The organism is Anaeromyxobacter sp. SG64, from assembly GCF_022690745.1.
In the GTDB taxonomy this organism is placed as follows: Bacteria; Myxococcota; Myxococcia; order Myxococcales; family Anaeromyxobacteraceae; genus Anaeromyxobacter; species Anaeromyxobacter soli.
This window is the reverse complement of sequence record NZ_JALCZB010000001.1, coordinates 108,885-125,626: the sequence shown is the minus strand read 5'-3', so window position 1 is coordinate 125,626 and position 16,742 is coordinate 108,885. Positions and strand designations below refer to the sequence as shown.

Annotated in this window: 11 protein-coding genes; 8 read left to right on the top strand and 3 right to left on the bottom strand. The window is 66.7% G+C overall.

The annotated features are described in order from the left end of the window. Positions 1-28 precede the first annotated feature (28 nt). Entirely contained in the window at positions 29-607 is a 579-nt protein-coding gene (locus tag MNZ29_RS00495; RefSeq protein ID WP_242352148.1) for a BrxE family protein, read from the bottom strand. A gap of 420 nt (positions 608-1,027) precedes the next feature. Between MNZ29_RS00495 and MNZ29_RS00490 the strand changes: the two genes are divergently transcribed. Then, positions 1,028-2,260: a hypothetical protein gene (locus MNZ29_RS00490; RefSeq protein WP_242352146.1), complete on the top strand. Its 1,233-nt coding sequence runs from the start codon at positions 1,028-1,030 to the stop codon at positions 2,258-2,260. A gap of 31 nt (positions 2,261-2,291) precedes the next feature. After that, positions 2,292-3,545: a DNA cytosine methyltransferase gene (locus tag MNZ29_RS00485; RefSeq protein ID WP_242352144.1), complete on the top strand. Its 1,254-nt coding sequence runs from the start codon at positions 2,292-2,294 to the stop codon at positions 3,543-3,545. Positions 3,546-3,597: 52 nt separating this feature from the next. Here the strand turns inward: MNZ29_RS00485 and MNZ29_RS00480 are convergent, their stop codons facing one another. Further along, positions 3,598-5,070 (bottom strand): competence protein CoiA family protein, encoded by a 1,473-nt coding sequence (locus MNZ29_RS00480; RefSeq protein WP_242352142.1) that lies wholly within the window; start codon positions 5,068-5,070, stop codon positions 3,598-3,600. A 297-nt stretch (positions 5,071-5,367) separates the two neighbouring features. Then, complete coding sequence (locus MNZ29_RS00475; RefSeq protein WP_242352140.1) at positions 5,368-5,808, bottom strand: very short patch repair endonuclease; 441 nt, start codon at positions 5,806-5,808, stop codon at positions 5,368-5,370. A 635-nt stretch (positions 5,809-6,443) separates the two neighbouring features. Here MNZ29_RS00475 and MNZ29_RS00470 point away from each other — a divergent pair. From MNZ29_RS00470 to MNZ29_RS00445, 6 genes are all read left to right on the top strand, one after another. Beyond that, positions 6,444-8,078: a trypsin-like peptidase domain-containing protein gene (locus MNZ29_RS00470; RefSeq protein WP_242352138.1), complete on the top strand. Its 1,635-nt coding sequence runs from the start codon at positions 6,444-6,446 to the stop codon at positions 8,076-8,078. Between the two features lie 596 nt (positions 8,079-8,674). After that, the gene (locus MNZ29_RS00465; protein ID WP_242352136.1) at positions 8,675-9,250 is read left to right on the top strand and encodes a hypothetical protein; all 576 of its coding nucleotides are present in this window, start codon (positions 8,675-8,677) and stop codon (positions 9,248-9,250) included. A 198-nt stretch (positions 9,251-9,448) separates the two neighbouring features. After that, entirely contained in the window at positions 9,449-10,747 is a 1,299-nt protein-coding gene (locus MNZ29_RS00460) for a hypothetical protein (protein WP_242352134.1), read from the top strand. Then, on the top strand, positions 10,744-12,783 hold the full coding sequence (locus tag MNZ29_RS00455) for a hypothetical protein (RefSeq protein WP_242352132.1): 2,040 nt from the start codon (positions 10,744-10,746) through the stop codon (positions 12,781-12,783). The genes MNZ29_RS00460 and MNZ29_RS00455 overlap by 4 nt, the downstream gene beginning before the upstream one ends. Then, complete coding sequence (locus tag MNZ29_RS00450; RefSeq protein ID WP_242352130.1) at positions 12,780-16,256, top strand: DEAD/DEAH box helicase family protein; 3,477 nt, start codon at positions 12,780-12,782, stop codon at positions 16,254-16,256. The genes MNZ29_RS00455 and MNZ29_RS00450 overlap by 4 nt, the downstream gene beginning before the upstream one ends. Further along, positions 16,246-16,617: a YbjN domain-containing protein gene (locus MNZ29_RS00445; protein ID WP_242352128.1), complete on the top strand. Its 372-nt coding sequence runs from the start codon at positions 16,246-16,248 to the stop codon at positions 16,615-16,617. The genes MNZ29_RS00450 and MNZ29_RS00445 overlap by 11 nt, the downstream gene beginning before the upstream one ends. Positions 16,618-16,742 lie beyond the last annotated feature (125 nt).

The following is a 16,742-nucleotide window of genomic DNA, read 5'->3' as shown; positions in this document are numbered from 1 at the left end:
TGTGCGCGTTTAGACACGGCGCGGGCCCCTAGAGGATCGCGTACGGCACGGCCGGATGAGCGGGTTCGCCCTTCGAGAACCCGAGCGCGAGCTGCCGGATAGTATCGTCATCCGCGGCGAAGCTTCGCGAGAGCGGCACGGCTCGGCCTTCAGCCGACCGCTTCATCCGCGACGCCGCCGTTCGATCCTCAGCGCTCACGAAGCCGAGCTCCTCGAGCACAGCCGCAAGGTCCCGGACCTTGATCGCCTGCACCTGCGCGAAGAAGGCCTCCCACGTCACGGCATCGTCAAGCCACATCTCCCAGCGCGCATCGAACTGTTCCTCGATGCTCGCTGGCAGGTGCCACAGCGTGGCAGAGCTCGGAACGCCGAACAGCTTCTCGCAACGATCTGCGGCTACGGCGAAGACGCCGCGGGCAGCTGCGAATCGGTAGGTCCTCGGGAAACCGCGCCGAAGCACGGACGCGCCGAGTGGCCCGAGCTGCCCGTTGGTGTTCCACCACCGGGCGTTGTCCATCTCACCGTACCGTGCAACGACGACGCGGAGCTTGAGCAGCAGCTCATAGTCGAGTGTCGCCTGGGCCGATCCGCCCTTCTCGGTGCTCACGACAGCTCCCCCGCGCCATGCGCGCTGTTCTTCGTTCGGCGTCTCGAATCGCGCGCCGAGGATACACCGGACACGGACTCGGATGCCGTCCCGGACCTTGGGTTCACGGGGAGCACGAGACAGATCAACGCAGCGCCGCGGTTCGCGTCTCATCGATTAGTTGGTGGGTCTTCAGCGGTTCGCGCGAGAGCTGGTTCGCGCCCAAACGGCGCTCGAAGCTCGCACGGACCGGTTGACGGTATCAGCCAAATCTGCCTCGACCGCCTAACGCCTGGTCTACCCCGCCGCCGTGCAGAGTGCGGGGCAAGAATGCGCGAGCCCCATCGAAAGCTCATCGAGGCGGCGCCTTGACGCGCTGACCGCCTCCATACCGAGCAGAGACTCCCTTACAAGCGCTTCCGCGCGTGGCAGGATAGCGGCGTGCCGCTCGAGACCTACACCGTCCAGGCGCGCTCGCGCGAGCGCCTAGTCGCGTTCATCGCTGAGGCGCTGCGCGCGTGCGGCTGCAAGATCGCCAAGACGCCGGATCCGACGATCGCCCCGTTCAAGTTCGTGTTCGATGCGCCCGACGGCGAGCGCATGGGGATCGTGTGCTACGCGTTCACCTCGACGTTCACTCCGACGAAGAACCGCCCGAAGGATGAGCACAGCTTCCAAATCAAGTACGGCAGCAAGGTTCCCGGGAAGCTGCACGAGATCTGGCAGGACCCCTCCGGCGCATTCACTACGCTGTTCTTGGGCGTGAGCCCCGACCGCGGGTACTTCGTCGGCATCGACCCCGTCCTGAACAGCCCCACACGCTTCTACATCCGGTTCGAATACAAGCAGCGGCATGTACGCGAAATCAAGAGGCGGGGCTGGTATGCGTGGACCCGTCCCGTGCGTAGCCCGCTCGCGTCCGGCGTGATCCCGTCGCCCAGCTATGGCGACGCCGAGCAGGTTGTCGTTGGCGTCACGCCCGAGCGTTTCCTCGACTACATTCGATTCGAGCACGCCGTGCGCGGCCTCGACCAAGGGCATCGGGGGCTGTTCTCCGACGCAGCAGCGCACGGGCCCGACGAGCTGAGAAGGCTCGCCGGCGATCTCGTCCCGGATGCCCCGGTCGGCGAGGAAGATTTCCGGGTCGACGCCGGTCTCGTCGCGGAGCTCGGGATGAGCATCCCCGAGCTCGTTGCGATGGTCCGCAAGAACGACCGGCTCATGATGGCCATCCGTGGCGGTGTCGCGGAGTGGCACCTGCAGCGAACGCTCGCAGGTGTTCGCGGCGTTACTGAGTGCCAGCTGATTCGCCAGGAAGGCGCGCCGGACGTGTCCCTGCGGTTCGAGGGCAGCCCGCCTCTCGTCATCGAGTGCAAGAACGTGCTGCGCCGGATGACGCGGGGGCTGCCCACGATGGACTTCATGAAGACACGGGCCTCACCGGCGGACCCGTGCTCGAGGTACTATTTGCGCGATCAGTTCGACCTCGTGGCGGGGTGCCTTCACCCGATCACGACGAGGTGGGAGTTCAAGTACGTGATCCCCAGCAAGCTGGACGCCCATCCGAAGTGCGGTGGACGGCTGGCGCACCGAGTCCGAATCGACGAGCGCTGGACCGCCGCCGCAGGCGAAGCGCTGCGCGCGGCGGCTGCGCTCCGGTCACGCCGAGGATGACGTCAGAGTGTTGGTGTAGATGCCAGCATCGATGAGGAAGCCTCGCGTCATCAGCCTCTTCTCGGGTGCCGGCGGCTTGGACTACGGGCTCGAGGCGGCCGGATTCGATACGGCGGTCGCGCTGGAGCTCGATCACGCGTGCTGCGAGACGCTCCGCGCCAACCGACGATGGCCCATCATCGAGCGAGACGTCTTCGACGTTCCCACGAATGAGCTCCTCGCCACGGCGGGGCTGCGAACGGGCGAGGCCGACCTGCTCGTCGGCGGCCCCCCGTGCCAGCCATTCAGCAAGTCTGGGTACTGGCGCCGCGGCGACGCCCTCCGGCTCGAGGATCCACGGGCGAACACGCTGAGCGCGTACCTCCGCATCCTGCGTGAGGCGCTCCCTCGGGCGTTCCTGCTCGAGAACGTTGAGGGCCTCGCTTACAGCGGCAAGGATGAGGGGCTGAAGCTCCTCCTCGATTCCGTCGCGCGGATCAACCGGGAGACGTCCAGCAACTACCGGCCAGAGCTCGCCGTGCTCAATGCTGCCGAGTACGGAGTGCCGCAGCTTCGCGAGCGAGTCTTTCTCATCGCGTCGCGCGACGGAACGCGGTTCGCGTTCCCGAAGCCGACGCACGCGGATCTCGAGGGACCCGGATCGGTCCGGGACCTGTTTGCGACGTCCACGCTCGAGCCGTTCCGCACAGCGTGGGACGCGATCGGCGACTTGAACCCCGATGCCGGTGAGGACCTCGCGGTTCGAGGGAAGTGGGCACGCTTGCTGCCCTCGATTCCGGAGGGCCAGAACTATCTCTGGCACACGGATCGGATGGGCGGCCTCCCTCTCTTCGGCTGGCGGCGGCGCTACTGGAGTTTCTTGTTGAAGCTCGCGAAGAACCGGCCTTCGTGGACGATCCAGGCGCAACCAGGACCAGCGGTCGGCCCCTTTCACTGGGACAACCGCCGACTGAGCATGCGTGAGCTCTGCCGCATCCAGACGTTTCCGGACGACGTAGTCATCCAGCGTGGGCGGTCGGCGGTCCAGAAGCAGGTGGGGAATGCGGTCCCGTCGCTGCTTGCGGAAGTTCTCGGCCGCGAGATTCGTCGCCAGCTTCTGCGACACAGCGTACTGAAGAAGGAGCTGAAGCTCTTGCCGCCGCGACGCGTTCCGGTTCCGCCCGAGCGTCCTGTGACGCGCGTTCCGGCGGAGTTTCGGCGCCTCGTCGGCGATCACCAGGCGCACCCGGGGACCGGCAAGGGAACAGGGGCGCTCGCGCGGCTTAAAGCTTCTCGTAACGTCTGACCGTCGTCTCAGCGAATTCCGACCCAACCAAGCGACCGGTGGCGTACACGGCTTAACGCCCGGCGAACGTCACCCGGATCTCCGGCGAGCGAATCGCCTTCTGGTACTCCGGCACAAGCCGGCGAAGCTCCTCGTCGATCATCGTGTGCCACCGCGGATCGGCTTTCATCGGTGGGCACTCGAAGCTCGGAATGCCGCGCTTATCTTTGTAGTACGCGTGGACACATTGTGCTGCGATGACGACCGTGCCGCGGTCAGTCTTCATCGTTGTCCATCCGTGCTCGCGAACGATCTTCTTTAAGCCGTCGTGACCGTACGTGAAGGCTAAGTTGCGCCAGGGGTAAGCGGTCACCCAGCCACTTCCGTCCGGGCTACGGGCTCTGACGTGGACGGGCGGCGCAAGCTTAAAGCTCTCCGTTCGGAAGCCACCAAAGGTCTCCAGCTGAACACCGGAGCCGAGCTTACGAGCGAGCTGTTGAGCATGGTCGTATGCGCAGTGCCGAAGCTCGTTGAGGTAGACGCGCCTGAGCTCTCCTGGCGGACCCGTCCAGCTCCGAATTACGTCGGGCTTACCACACTCGATCAGCGCGACTGACGTCGCCTCCCGGAACCAGGTGGTTCGCACCTCGAGCTTCGTCGAGTTCACAAGGCGATGATCAGCGAAGAAGTGAACGTGGCACCACGCGACGACGCCCGTGCGGGGCTCGGCGGCGAGACGCTGCTGAACCCGCCTTACCGCCTCAGGCCGCACCGCCTCGACGCGTGCCCGAACCGCTTTCTCCTGTGCGGCTCGCGCCTTCTCACGCTCGGCCTCAGCTTGGCGCTGAGCGCGCTCGCGTTCCAGACGCGCTTCCTCTTGTACTCGCCAGGCATCCTCTTCTTCACGCCGAGCGATACATGGAGCGCATGCGGCGATCGTCTCGCGAACGTTCTGGTGAGCCACACAAGAGAAGACGGCTTCCGTAAGGTCTGACGCGAGCACGTCGCCGCCCTCGATCTCGAGCAGGGGCGTCCTCGAGTCGCGAACGAACCTAATCTTCGCGTCTGTACTGGCGTGCGTGACGCGCACCTCGACAAAGAGAACCGCTTCGCCATTCGGCGTCACCACCTGGAGATCTGGCTTGATGACCTTCCGCGGGTCGCCCCAGTGCTCAACGAGCACCTTGTAGTCGGGTTGTAGACGGACGACCGCCTCGCAGAAGGAATCCCTCTCGCCGCAGCTCGGGCACGGCAGCTTGGCGGATACGGGAGCGCCGCGGGCACACGAATCGATGAGCGCGAGCTGGAGCCGCCTCTTCGCCGCGAGATGGATTTCGCCTTCCGGGCGACTGGCCCAGCACCGATCAGATTCGGGGTCGGGGCGGTGACCGAAGTGATGGCGCTTGCGCAGCCCAAGACGTGCGCTGAGCGGCCGATCGCAAGCGAGGCAGAAGCAAGGCGGCCGTTCGACGCCCTGCCTCTTCATCTCAGCTAGTGTCGTGATGTCGACGAGCTTACGGAGGCCGTCCCGAGCGACCGTAAGCATCGGCTGATGCATAACGTCAGAATCAGCGGGGGGATTCGCGCTCACGCTTCACCGGGGCGTTCGAGTCGAGCCTCGCATACCGCTGATTAGTGTATGCGAGGGCGGGACATGGGCGCCGCGAAGCACTAGCCAACTGGATCACCGCGAAGCGTCGTCAATCTTCGACCACAGCGACACACATCGCCACAGTAGCAGTTCGTGGCGCGCCGAGGAGCGGGCGCAGAGCGCACCCGCAAGAACGCCAGCACCGTCCAGCAGCAGCCTGGCTGCTGCCGCGCTCGCCGCATTCCCACTCGATTACGTGCTACGCGAGCCCCTTCCGCGCGACGCGAGCGCATCCACGACCAGCGTCGCGGCTCCGGCCGGGTCCGCGATCACGTCCAGGTCCCATATCCGTATCACGGTCCATCCAGCGGCACCGAGTTCCGCGTTGACCCTGAGATCCCGGGCGATGTTACCCGCGATCTTCGCATCCCAGTACGGACCACGGCGGCCGCGCGGCAGATAGTCGGGGTGCCCATGCCACCAAACGCCGTCGACGAACACAGCCACCCGCCAGCGCGCAAACGCGATGTCTGGTGACCCGGTGAGCTTGGCGTGGCAGCGCCATCCTTTAACGCCCGCGCGCCAGAGCGCTTTCCGGAGCGCGAGCTCGGGCGCAGTATCCTTCTTCCGAATACTGGACATCACCCGGCGACGCGCCTCTGGCGTCATGCGGCGGCGCGGTGGCGACGTCATGAATGGGCTAGCTTCACGAAGTCCTACGCAGTATTTAGATGTTACGTATAACACGCCACGGCCGCCTACCCGTCGTTAGCGGCAGGCCGCGAGCAGCGCTCTGGTGTCCGGGCCTCGATCACGGCCCCACCTTGCTCCCACTCCGGACATAACGGCGAGAAGTACGCGCCGCGAGGCGGCCGGTCGCGCTCCAACGCATCGAGCCCCTGCCGGTGCGCCGCCGGCAAGTAGAACATGGTCGCGGCATCCGCCCACAGCCACGTCCTTGGCAGTCGTGTCGCCGCGACCGGTTCGCCGACCGGTCTGGCGGGCACGGCTGCTCGTGCAGGGTCAGCGGCCGCGCCAGCGCAGATGCTCTTGGACCGAAATGCCCTGTGTCCTTTGTGCCCCGCGCGGTGCACAGCGCCCTTGACAAGCCGTGAGCACTGCCCGTACGCTTTGCGGGACGCGCCTCGCCTCAATTGATGTCTGTCGTTGATCCTGCGACAGTTCCTCTGATGGTGTGCCCGTAGGTCTCGGTGCCGGGGTCGTAATAGCCAGTGCCGGGTCGGAGTTTCCAATAGGCAGAATTCTGGCAGAGGCGCGTCCTTCTTCCCTCCACCGTGCGTATGTGGCGACTCGTATCTGCACCAGGAATGCAGGTTCGGCTGTCCCAGTCCAGCGCTGACGAGCTGCGCCGCAGGTTCTTCGCTTGTCGAACGGCCAGAGACGTCGCGCGCCTGCTCGAAGTGCCCTACTCGGTGCTGCATTACCACGCGTGCAAGTCTCCCGTAAGCATCAGGTACGAGACCTTCACCGTTCCAAAGAGTACGGGCGGTTCCCGGCAGATACTTGCCCCGGCGACGGCTTTAAAGCTCCTCCAGCGTAAGCTGAATGTAGTTCTTCAGGCGGTGTACCGTCCACGACCCTCGGCGCACGGCTTCTTGCCGGCGCGCAGCATTCTTACGAATGCACGATGCCACTCGGGCCGAAGCTACGTTCTCAACGTCGATCTTGAAGACTTCTTCGGCTCCATCAACTTCGGCCGCGTGCGCGGGATGTTCATGGCCCGGCCATACAATCTTGGCGAGGGAGCAGCGACAGTTATCGCGCAGCTGTGCTGCCACCTAAACCGTTTGCCTCAAGGAGCCCCCACATCCCCCATCGTCGCAAACATGATTTGCGCACGGCTTGACGGCGAGCTGCAAAGACTCGCCATCCGGCACAGATGCACGTACACGCGATACGCCGACGACCTGAGCTTCTCGTGCCACTCACATACTTTCCCGGAGGCGCTAGCAACTTACTCACCTGGAACGGGCACGAGCGCGCGGGTCGGACCCGAGCTCTCAAGAGTGGTGCATCAGAATGGGTTCAGACCCAACCCCAGCAAGGTTCGGCTGCAGCGGCCCTCTGAACGCCAAGAGGTTACCGGGCTAATCGTCAACAGAGATCCAAACGTTCACCGAACGTTTGTTCGTCAAGTACGCGCGATGCTGCATGCGTGGCGCAAGTTCGGACTTGAAGCTGCCGAAGCCGAGTTCATAGCAAAATACGGGTGGCGGCACCGAGCGCCCGAACGCGCAACTCCACGGTTTCGGCGCGTCGTGAAGGGCAAGCTCGATTTCTTAAGAATGATTCGTGGGCGATACGACCCGCTCTACAGAAAGCTACTACGGGAATACTGCACGCTCTCCGATGAGCACTTCGAAGAAGCTCCTACCGCTCCCACAGTTGAAGCGTTAATCGCCCGAGCCGTGTGGGTCCTGGAATGCGACATCTGCCTTAGGCAAGGAACGGCGTTCTACCTTCGCGGAAATGGATTGGTTTCGTGCGATCACGTTGTGTGCGATCACATCCGCGCCTTTAGACCGGACGCGCCCGGCACCAAGTTCAACATCGATATCGTTGGACGGCATTCTGTTGTGGACCTGGCAGTGCTTCGTCTCCGCGACGCGGACTTCTCCGACGACGGGTTACGCGCGGGCACCGCAAGCGCGCTGCAAACCGGGGACGAGCTTACGGTTTGGGGCTTTCCGAACTTCCGGCTTGGCGACACGGTTCAGGTCCACCCTGGTCGCGTGGCCGGCTTTCGCCAGGTGAGCGGCATCCGCCGAATTCTCGTCAGCGCTCCGATAGTCCGCGGCGCTAGCGGCGGACCCGTCCTCAACCGCCGGAACGAAGTCATCGGTGTTGCGGTCACCGGCGCCGAGACGATGGAGACCGCGCACGAGACGGAAGATCACGGCGTCCTTCCGATCAACGCGCTAGAGCACGTCCCATTGCGGTGAGACCAATGCCATCACCGAAGCCAGCCCCAAATGTATGGGGCATGAAGACATTGCGGGTCGACGTCGACGCGAAGTCGTGGGGGGCCGGCACTCCGCCACCCTCACTTCTAGGCGTCGCGTCTGCTGCGTACAAGGTCGATATTCTTCGCGTACTCGTCCAGATCGCGCGGTGTACGGCACCGCTGGGCGGTTTTGGCTTCGACCTTAGCTCATATTGGGCGTGGCTGAGGTACTTCCCGGCAATCGCAGACGGCTCGGAGCTAATTCTTCGAGATGAGTGGTCAGACATTGACCCCCACCAGAAGACTATTTTAAGCGATGATTTCGGAATGGGGCTACCTTGCACCATCCTGACTGACGCCCTCGACTTGGCGTTCATCTGTCCAACTACCTACTTCGTAGATCGCCTCGCCACGGTAGCGCCTGCCCACGTCCAGCTTGGCGCTGCTGGAAAGCGTGGTCCGGCGAAGTCCCCTGACTTTCTCGGACTCGATTCCGCGGGCCGAGTGCACGTAATCGAGTGCAAGGGAACGCAACGTCGTGAGCGACTCTGGGCAGCCATGAATGACGGCATCCCCCAGAAGAGAAATGTTTCCGTGCTTCCCAAGAAGTATCGGGGCGAAGCGCTCGTAGCGGGCCTGTATATCCCCCAGCACAACGGTGGCCAGGCCCTGTGCTGCATTGCGGATCCCCACGAAGACGCGCCTGACGCCACAAAGATCACTCTTGAAGAAGGAGATGCTGAGCGCGTTTCGTGGGCCGCGGAAATGGCATCCACTCTTCACCTGATGGGAGCTGCGACTGTCTCGCGCGCCTACGCGGTGGCGGAGTGGTCGTTGGAAAGTGCTCGGGTCTTCAGGCGCACGATAGATCAGTTTGCTCGCATCACCGCGCTCGATCATGACCTCGTGATCAACCATCGCGATATTTCGTTCCCCCGGCCGCTTGGTAGTGCTGGTGATTTGCAGGTCCACGGTCTTCGACTGAGCGTCGGTCTTGAGACGTCGACGTTAGACGTAATCGCATCGGGCCAGCTGCCACGCGCGGATGCATCGGTTCACCGCCGCGCCGAACGATCGCGCACCTCACGACGAGCCGAGACGCTTTACGAGGAACTCAGCGCAGGAGGGTCGTACTTCGGACTCGAATTGCTCACGCAACCGCTGCGTTAGGCCGTCGCGATATTTTTCGTGAATTTGTAGTTCCCACTCTGGACCGAACGGTTCATCGACGCCGGAACCTGGCGCGGCGTACTGAGCGTGCATCCCGTGTCGTCCGAGCCATCCCACGTTCCCGCGACACCGCTCGCCCGCCCCGATCGCCTCCCGTGTCCGCTCCGGTGATAAAGCGGAGGACGCACTTGGGGGAACATGCTGACCATACCTTTCCTGACCGATCTCGACTCGCGCGCCGCGGTCAGGGGCTCGCGCGATCCGCTCGGGATCCAGACCATCTGGACGCGGTTCGGCCGCCACATCGTCGGGAACCTCACGACCGTCACCAATTCGGTCCGCGACTTCACCGTCCTGCTGCTCGGGTACCACTTCGCCGAGCGGCTCGCGGATACCGGCTCGCGCGAGTACACCCTCCACGCGTTCCTCAAATGGGAGCAGCTCGCCTCCTACGCGCGAGCGGCGGTGAACAAGGACCTCTCGTTCCGCGGCACGGAGCGCGTCCAGAAGCGGCTCTCGGATGGCGGGAAGGTGGCGCTCTCCGCCGACGCGGCGTGGGCGATCCTCGGCGACCAGAAGAACTACGGGCTCTGGGGCCTCTACACAGTGCCGGCGCGCGCCTCGGGGCTGCTCCACGGTGACCCGCCGCGGCTCAGCCCGGCCGCGCTCGAGTTCGTCGAGTCCTACTACCTGCCGATGCTCACTGAGAGCGGGTTCCGGCGCGGCGACCGGATCGTCGACCTGCTCGGCGAGAGCTCTCCGCGCCTCGACCCCGACGGCCGCGACCGGAAGCTGCTCGAGGCGGTCGCGCGCCTCATCAAGCCGAAGATCCGCGCCGAGGAGCGCGCCTTCTACCGCGAGCACCTCCTCTTCGGCGGCCCCGAGGACGCGACCGGCGGCCGGCAGCGGCAGCTCGTGTCGCTGCTCGGACCGACGCTCGGGGACGCGGAGTTCGCCTGGTCCCCGCGCTGGCTTCGCGTCATCGCTGACGAGGCGCGGCGCAAGGGCGACGCCTGGCACCCGCTCGCGCATCGGCTGGACCGTATCCGCGCATGCGAGTCGGTGGTTGCGCCCGCGGCGGCGCTCTTCGGGTACGTCCAGGGCTGCGACCGTCAGCCGCTCGCTGAGGTCGCGGCGCGCACCGCGAAGGTTTGGAAGCACGGCGCGCCCATCGACCTGGACGCCGTGCGCGCGATCCGCGACGAGCTCGGGGCCGCGCTGGATGGGTCTGCCGACCGGTGGGTCGCGATCGCGGAGGCGCTCGCGCCCGGCGACCACCTCGCCGCGATCGAGCTCGTCCTCCAGCAGAACCGGGCGGTGATGCAGGACCGGGGCGGCTCGGCGTGGATCGAGAAGGTCGGCGGCAAGCTCGACGTCCGCTTCCACGAGGACGAGCAGGATCTCCCGAGCCCGTCGGAGCTGAAGGACCTCTGGCGCTTCCCCTATTTCCTCGACGCGCTGCGCACGTTCGAGCAGACGCTCCGGGAGGATGCGTGAGCGACATCCCTCGTGCGGTCCTCTCGGAGCACCTCGAGGAGCGGCTCGCAGGTCGGCGCGTGGTCTCCGCCATCTTCACCACGTACCAGCTCGACCCGGGGTTCTTCGAGCAGCACGTGCTCCCGGTCGTCCTCGGCGTCCCCGTGAGCCACGCCGCGGCGGTCCGGCTCGTCCAGCTCGAGGACGCGCTCCGGACGTTCCGCGGCGAGGTCGCCGTCTACTACGACGCGGAAGGGCTCGTCACCTCGAGCGACTTCGGCCCGCCCCGGCTCGACGTGCGGCGGGTCCCGGTCCGACTCTCGACCGGCGTCTTCCATCCGAAGAACCTGTTCCTGCTCGTCGAGTCCGAGCCCGACGAGGGCCGACGCGTGGCGCAATCTCTCCTCGTCGGGACGCTCTCCGCGAACCTCACCAAGTCCGGCTGGTGGTCGAACGTGGAGGTCGGCCACTTCGAGGAGATCGCCGAGGACGACGCGACGCGCTCGAAGCACGAGCTGGCCTGGTTCCTGAACCGCCTCCGCCGGTGGGCGAAGGGGCACGAGACGCATCGGGCCGCCCAGGACACCATCGAATTCCTGCGCGCCACCGGCGCGCGGAAGCACCGGACGGTCGGCGACAGGCTCCACCCCCACTTCTACGGGGGCCACGAGTCGCTCGCGGATTTCCTCGATGCCACCGCGGGCGGAAAGCTCCGGGGGGCCTACCTCGACGTCATCTCGCCGTTCTTCGACAACGCGGATTCCTGCGCGCCGCTCGAGGAGCTGAAGCGACGGTTCGAGCCTAAGGAGATCCGCGTGTTCCTGCCGCGCTCGAAGGCCGGTGCGGCCCTTTGCAACGAGAAGCTGTACGCAGCGGTCGACGCCCTCGGCGCGACGTGGGCGCGGCTCCCGAAAGAGACCTGGCTGCGCCAGGGCCGGAGCGACGACGCGGAGCCCCGGTACGTCCACGCGAAGGTTTACCGGTTCTTCACCCAGAGCCCGAAGAGCGAGCTGCTGCTCGTCGGCTCCGTCAATCTCACCCGCGCGGCGCACCAGCGAGGCGGCAACGTCGAATCGGCGTTCCTGGTCGAGGTCGAGCCCGAACGGCGCCCCGAGTCGTGGCTGGAGCCCGAGACCCGCCCGCCGCGCGAGTTTGCGCCGAGGGACGAGCGCGCGGACGAGGGCGGCGCGACGTCCGGGACGCGCCTGCAGGTCCGGTATTTCTGGGATTCCGGGGCGGCGGAAGCGTTCTGGGACGGGGACGCCGCGTCGCCAACGCTCCGGCTCGAATCCCGCGGCATGCCCCTGGGCGAGCTCGGTCCGTGGCCGCCGCGTGCATGGAAGCCGTGCGCGCCGGACCTGGCCCGCGCCATCGGCGCCGCCGTGCAGGACTCGTCGTTCGTCACCATCCACGGCGAGGGCCCGAGCCCGGGCATCCTCCTCGTCCAGGAGGAGGCGATGGGCTCGAAGCCGTCGCTGCTCCTCCGGCTCTCGATCGCCGACATCCTGCGCTACTGGTCGCTGCTCACGCCCGAGCAGCGGGCCGCGTTCATCGAGGCGCGGGCGCCGACCCTCGCGCTCTCGCAGGACGGGTCGGCGCTCGTCGCGCAGGCGCGGCTCGAGGCCGCCGAGGACACCCTCTTCGACCGCTTCGCGGGATTCTTCCACGGCTTCGCGCGCGTCGAGCGCTCGATTCGCGACGCGCTCGGGGCCCGCAACGAACGGCAGGCCGAGTACCTGCTCTTCGGCCGCAAGTACGACTCCCTCGGAACCCTCCTCGATCGATTGCTGGCCACGGACGTCGAGCTCGACGATGTGGATCGATACGTGCTGCTGCTCTGCGCGGAGCAGCTCCGCCGCACCGTCGCGCGCGAGTTCCCCGAATTCTGGCGCGCGCACCGGCCCCACGTCGCGGCGCTCGACGAATTGCTCCAGCGCGTGGGCGAGGTGAGAGCGCGGCTCGAGGCAAAGTCTCCGAAGGAGATGGGTGAGTTCCTCCCCTGGTTCGACGAGTGGTTCCTCGCCCGCGCGAAACCGGCGGAGGAGGTCGAGTCGTGATCGACATATCCGCCGCGGAGGCGCTCCTCGACTTCTCCGCGAAGATCGGTCCGGGCCAGCGCGCTCGCGAGCAGCTCGAAGGCGCGGTCGCCCTCCACAACGTGCTCGAGCAGCGGCGCGTCGCCTACCTCGCCGACGAGGTCGGGATGGGGAAGACGTACGTCGCCCTCGGCGCGCTCGCGCTGTTCCGCCACTTCAACCCGGGCTTTCGCGTGCTCGTCATCGCACCGCGGGAGAACATCCAGCAGAAGTGGACGAAGGAGCTGCGCAACTTCGTCGCGAACAACGTCCGGTATCCCGATCTGCGGGTGAAGGCGGTGGACGGGCGCCCCGCCCGTCCGCTCGTGACGTGCGAGAACCTGATCGGCTTCGTCCGGGAGGTGGCGATCGATCCGGACCGGGACTTCTTCCTCCGGCTCACCAGCTTCAGCCTGCCGCTCGCGGGAGAGGGCGAGCGCGCCAGCTCGGATGCGGCCTGGCGGCTCCGGGGCGACCTGCGCGCGCACCTGCCGTGGCTGCGCGACGAGGTGTTCGACCTCCGCAAGTCCGAGTTCAAGGACAATTTCGCCCGGGCGCTCTGCTGCGGGCTGCCAACGTTCGACCTCGTCATCGTGGACGAGGCGCACAACCTGAAGCACGGCTTCAAGGACAACGTTGCGTTCCGCAACCGCGTGCTGGGGCTCACGTTCGGCCACCCGGGCGGGAAGGCGGACCCGGCGCTCTTCCCGGAGTACCGGCGCCGCGCGCAGCGCGTGCTCTTCCTGTCCGCGACGCCGGTCGAGGAGACGTACGAGCACCTCTGGAACCAGCTGCACGTGTTCGGGCTGGGGAAGGGGTACGAAGTGCTCCGGGATCCCTCGGCGGGCGAGGAGGAGAAGAAGGAGTGCGCTCGCCAATTCCTCGTACGGCGCGTGACGTCCATCCAGGTCGGCGCCGAGGAGCTCACGAAGAACCTCTACCGCCGCGAGTGGCGCCGCGGCGGCGTGGCGGTCCACGATGACCCGATCCGCGTCCAGGACGATCGGCAGCGCCTCGTCCTGGCGCTCGTGCAGAAGAAGGTGGCGGAGATCCTCGGGAACGAGCGCTTCGGGTCGAGCTACCAGGTCGGGATGCTCGCCTCGTTCGAGAGCTTCCTCGAGACCACGCGCGTGAAGCGAGCGGACGACGAGCGGGCCAACTTCGACGATACCGACCAGACCGAGGATGCGCTCGAGCGCGAAGGCATCGACGTTGCCGACGTGAACCGAATCGCCCGGGACCACCGGAAGCGCTTCGGGCGCGAGCTCCCGCACCCGAAGATGGACGCGCTCGTGGATCGCCTCGCGTCCGCGTGGACGACCGGGGAGAAGGCGCTGGTTTTCGTCCGGCGCGTCGCGTCCGTGACGGAGCTGAAGCGCAAGCTCGACGAGCGCTACGACGCGTGGGTCCTGGAGCGGCTCCGGCGCGAGCTGCCGCCCGACGCGCTCCCTCGGTTCGAGTCGATCGTCGAGCGGTACCGGCGCGAGAGGCTCGACTCGATCGGGCGTGCAGCGGAGTCCACTAAGAGCGACGTCGAGGATCCGGACGCGCCGGAGACGCACGACGAGGGCGGTCAGGACACGTTCTTCGCCTGGTTCTTCCGGGGGAAGGGACCGTCCGGGGTGGTCAGCGGAGCGAACATCCAGCGCCGCTTCATCCAGAAGACGTCGGCCTACTCGACGTTCTTCGAGGACAACCACGTCGCCGCGCTGCTCCACTGCCGCCCCGGTGAGGTCGCGTCGCGGCTCGCCGGCGCGCTGAAGATCACGCCCGAGCGGCTCGCGACCGAGCTGCGGGCGCGATCGACGCGATTCCTCTCGCGCGCGAAGAGAGTGGAGCGGGGCGATCGTTTCGAGGCCATCCAGGCCGCGGCCGTCGAGTGGCTGAAGGACGCGGCGGACGGCGAGCTGCGGGAGCGCGCGCGGATCGTGTGGCACGAGCGGTTCGAGACTTCAGCGTGGACGCGGCACGCCGACCTCGCGCCGGAACTCGGCGACACCCTCGAGACGCCCACCTTCTTCACCGAGCTGCGCGCGCGACCCGAGCTCCGCGAGCGGCTCTGGCCGTCGTCTCGCCTGTCCGAGTGGAGGGATGCGTTCCGCGAGGAGCAGCTGCGGGCCCAGCTCCTTGCGTCCGCCGCCCGTCTCGGCCACGCGTTCATCGACTTGTACGTCCTCGCGATCCAGCGCGTCGGAAGCCTGGACGCGCGCGTGCAGGATCGGGACGACGAGGGCGGTTCGGCCGACCTGGACCGGATCACCGTGTACCTGGATCTCCTCGATCGGCAGCGGACCACCCTACCCGGCGCGGCGGCCTTCGGAGCGTTCCACGAGCTCTCGGCCACGTCCGAGAACTTCGGTCTCGTGCTCGACACGAACGCGCCCGACGCGCGCACGAGCCCGCTCCAGGCGACCGCGAAGCTCTTCGGCGCGCTGCTCCGGCAGCAGCAGCCTGTGGGCGGGATGTCGGGCCAGGTGAACAAGACGCTCGTGAGCCAGTTCCGGATGCCGGGGTACCCGCTCGTGCTGGTCACGACGGACCTGCTCCAGGAGGGCGAGGACCTCCACACCTTCTGCTCGTCCGTCCACCACTACGGCATCTCGTGGACTCCGTCGTCGATGGAGCAGCGGATCGGACGGATAGATCGCGTGCGGTCCCAGACGGACCGGCGGCTCTCGGCCGTCTCCGCTATCAACGACGACGAGAAGCTCCAGGTCTACTTCCCGCACCTCGAGGACACCGTAGAGGTCCTCCAGGTGCGGCGCGTCCTCGAGCGAATGAACGCATTCATGCGGCTCATGCACGAGGGATTGACGAACGCGGGGCGAGAGGAACGTGCCATCGACACCGGGCGGGAACTCGTGCGCAGTCGCCGGCCTGTCGAGCAGATCAGACAGAAGCTCCAGAGCGCGTTCCGGGTCGAGCCGCACCACCTGCGCGGGCACCGCAGCGTTCTCGATATCGACGAGGAAGGGGCGGCGGCGCTGGAGCGGCGGTTCGACTCGCTCCGCGACCTGCTCCCGGCCGTCGCCGTCGCCTGGGAACCCACGGTGAGCCGCGGAGTGCTGATGGGAACCGCGCAACTCGCGACTCGCGTCCAGCCGTTCACGCTGCTGCTACAGTCGGTGCGAGATCGCGGGGTCGTCCGCTGCGTCAGCCCCGTGGGACATGTGTCACTGGACGACGCGCTCGGGCGCGTGCAGGATCTCGTTGCGTACCACCGCTTGCGGGTCGGCGCCGTCGTGTCGGAGGACGAGACGAGCTACACCCTAACAGTCGAGGACGACGTGCTCCTCCCGGAGGATGGCGCTCATGACGCACAGCGGGTGTCCGAGCTCGTGCGCCGGGTCGTCGAACGAGCGGACCTGTTGGAGCTGGAGCTGCTCCCGGGCCGGGATGAGAGGCTCGAGACGTTCCGTGCCGATCTCGCGAAGGAGGGCGCGCGTGACCGCTGATTGGACGAAGCTTGCGCGCGCGGAGGACGTGAACGTGGCGAATGGGGTCGCGAACGTGGCGCTCGGCGAGCGGAGTCACCGGGTATCCATCGTCGAAGAGGGGGAGTCGTTTCGGCTCGTCGCAGTCGTCGCGCATCCGGCGGCGGTCGCGCGGATGTCGGACCCTGCCCTGTTCGCGTGGAAGCGGAACCGGTCGTCGCGGCTGGTCGGGTTCAGGATCGACCGCCGGGGTCGGATGGTGGGGGAGGCCTGGGTTCCGAAGGCGGGCGTGACGCCGACGGAGTTCCAGCTGTACCTGCGGACGGTGGCGGGAGAGAGCGATCGTCTGGAGCAGCTCTTGACGGGGCGGGATGTGGAGTGACGTTGGCGCAGTTGCTTCACGCCGCGCGAACGCAAGGCCCCGACCATGCCGACTCCGCTTCGCGTCCACCGCGCGTCCAAACACACCCGTGCACCGGAGTTCCCTCGCATTCACCCGCGCGAGAA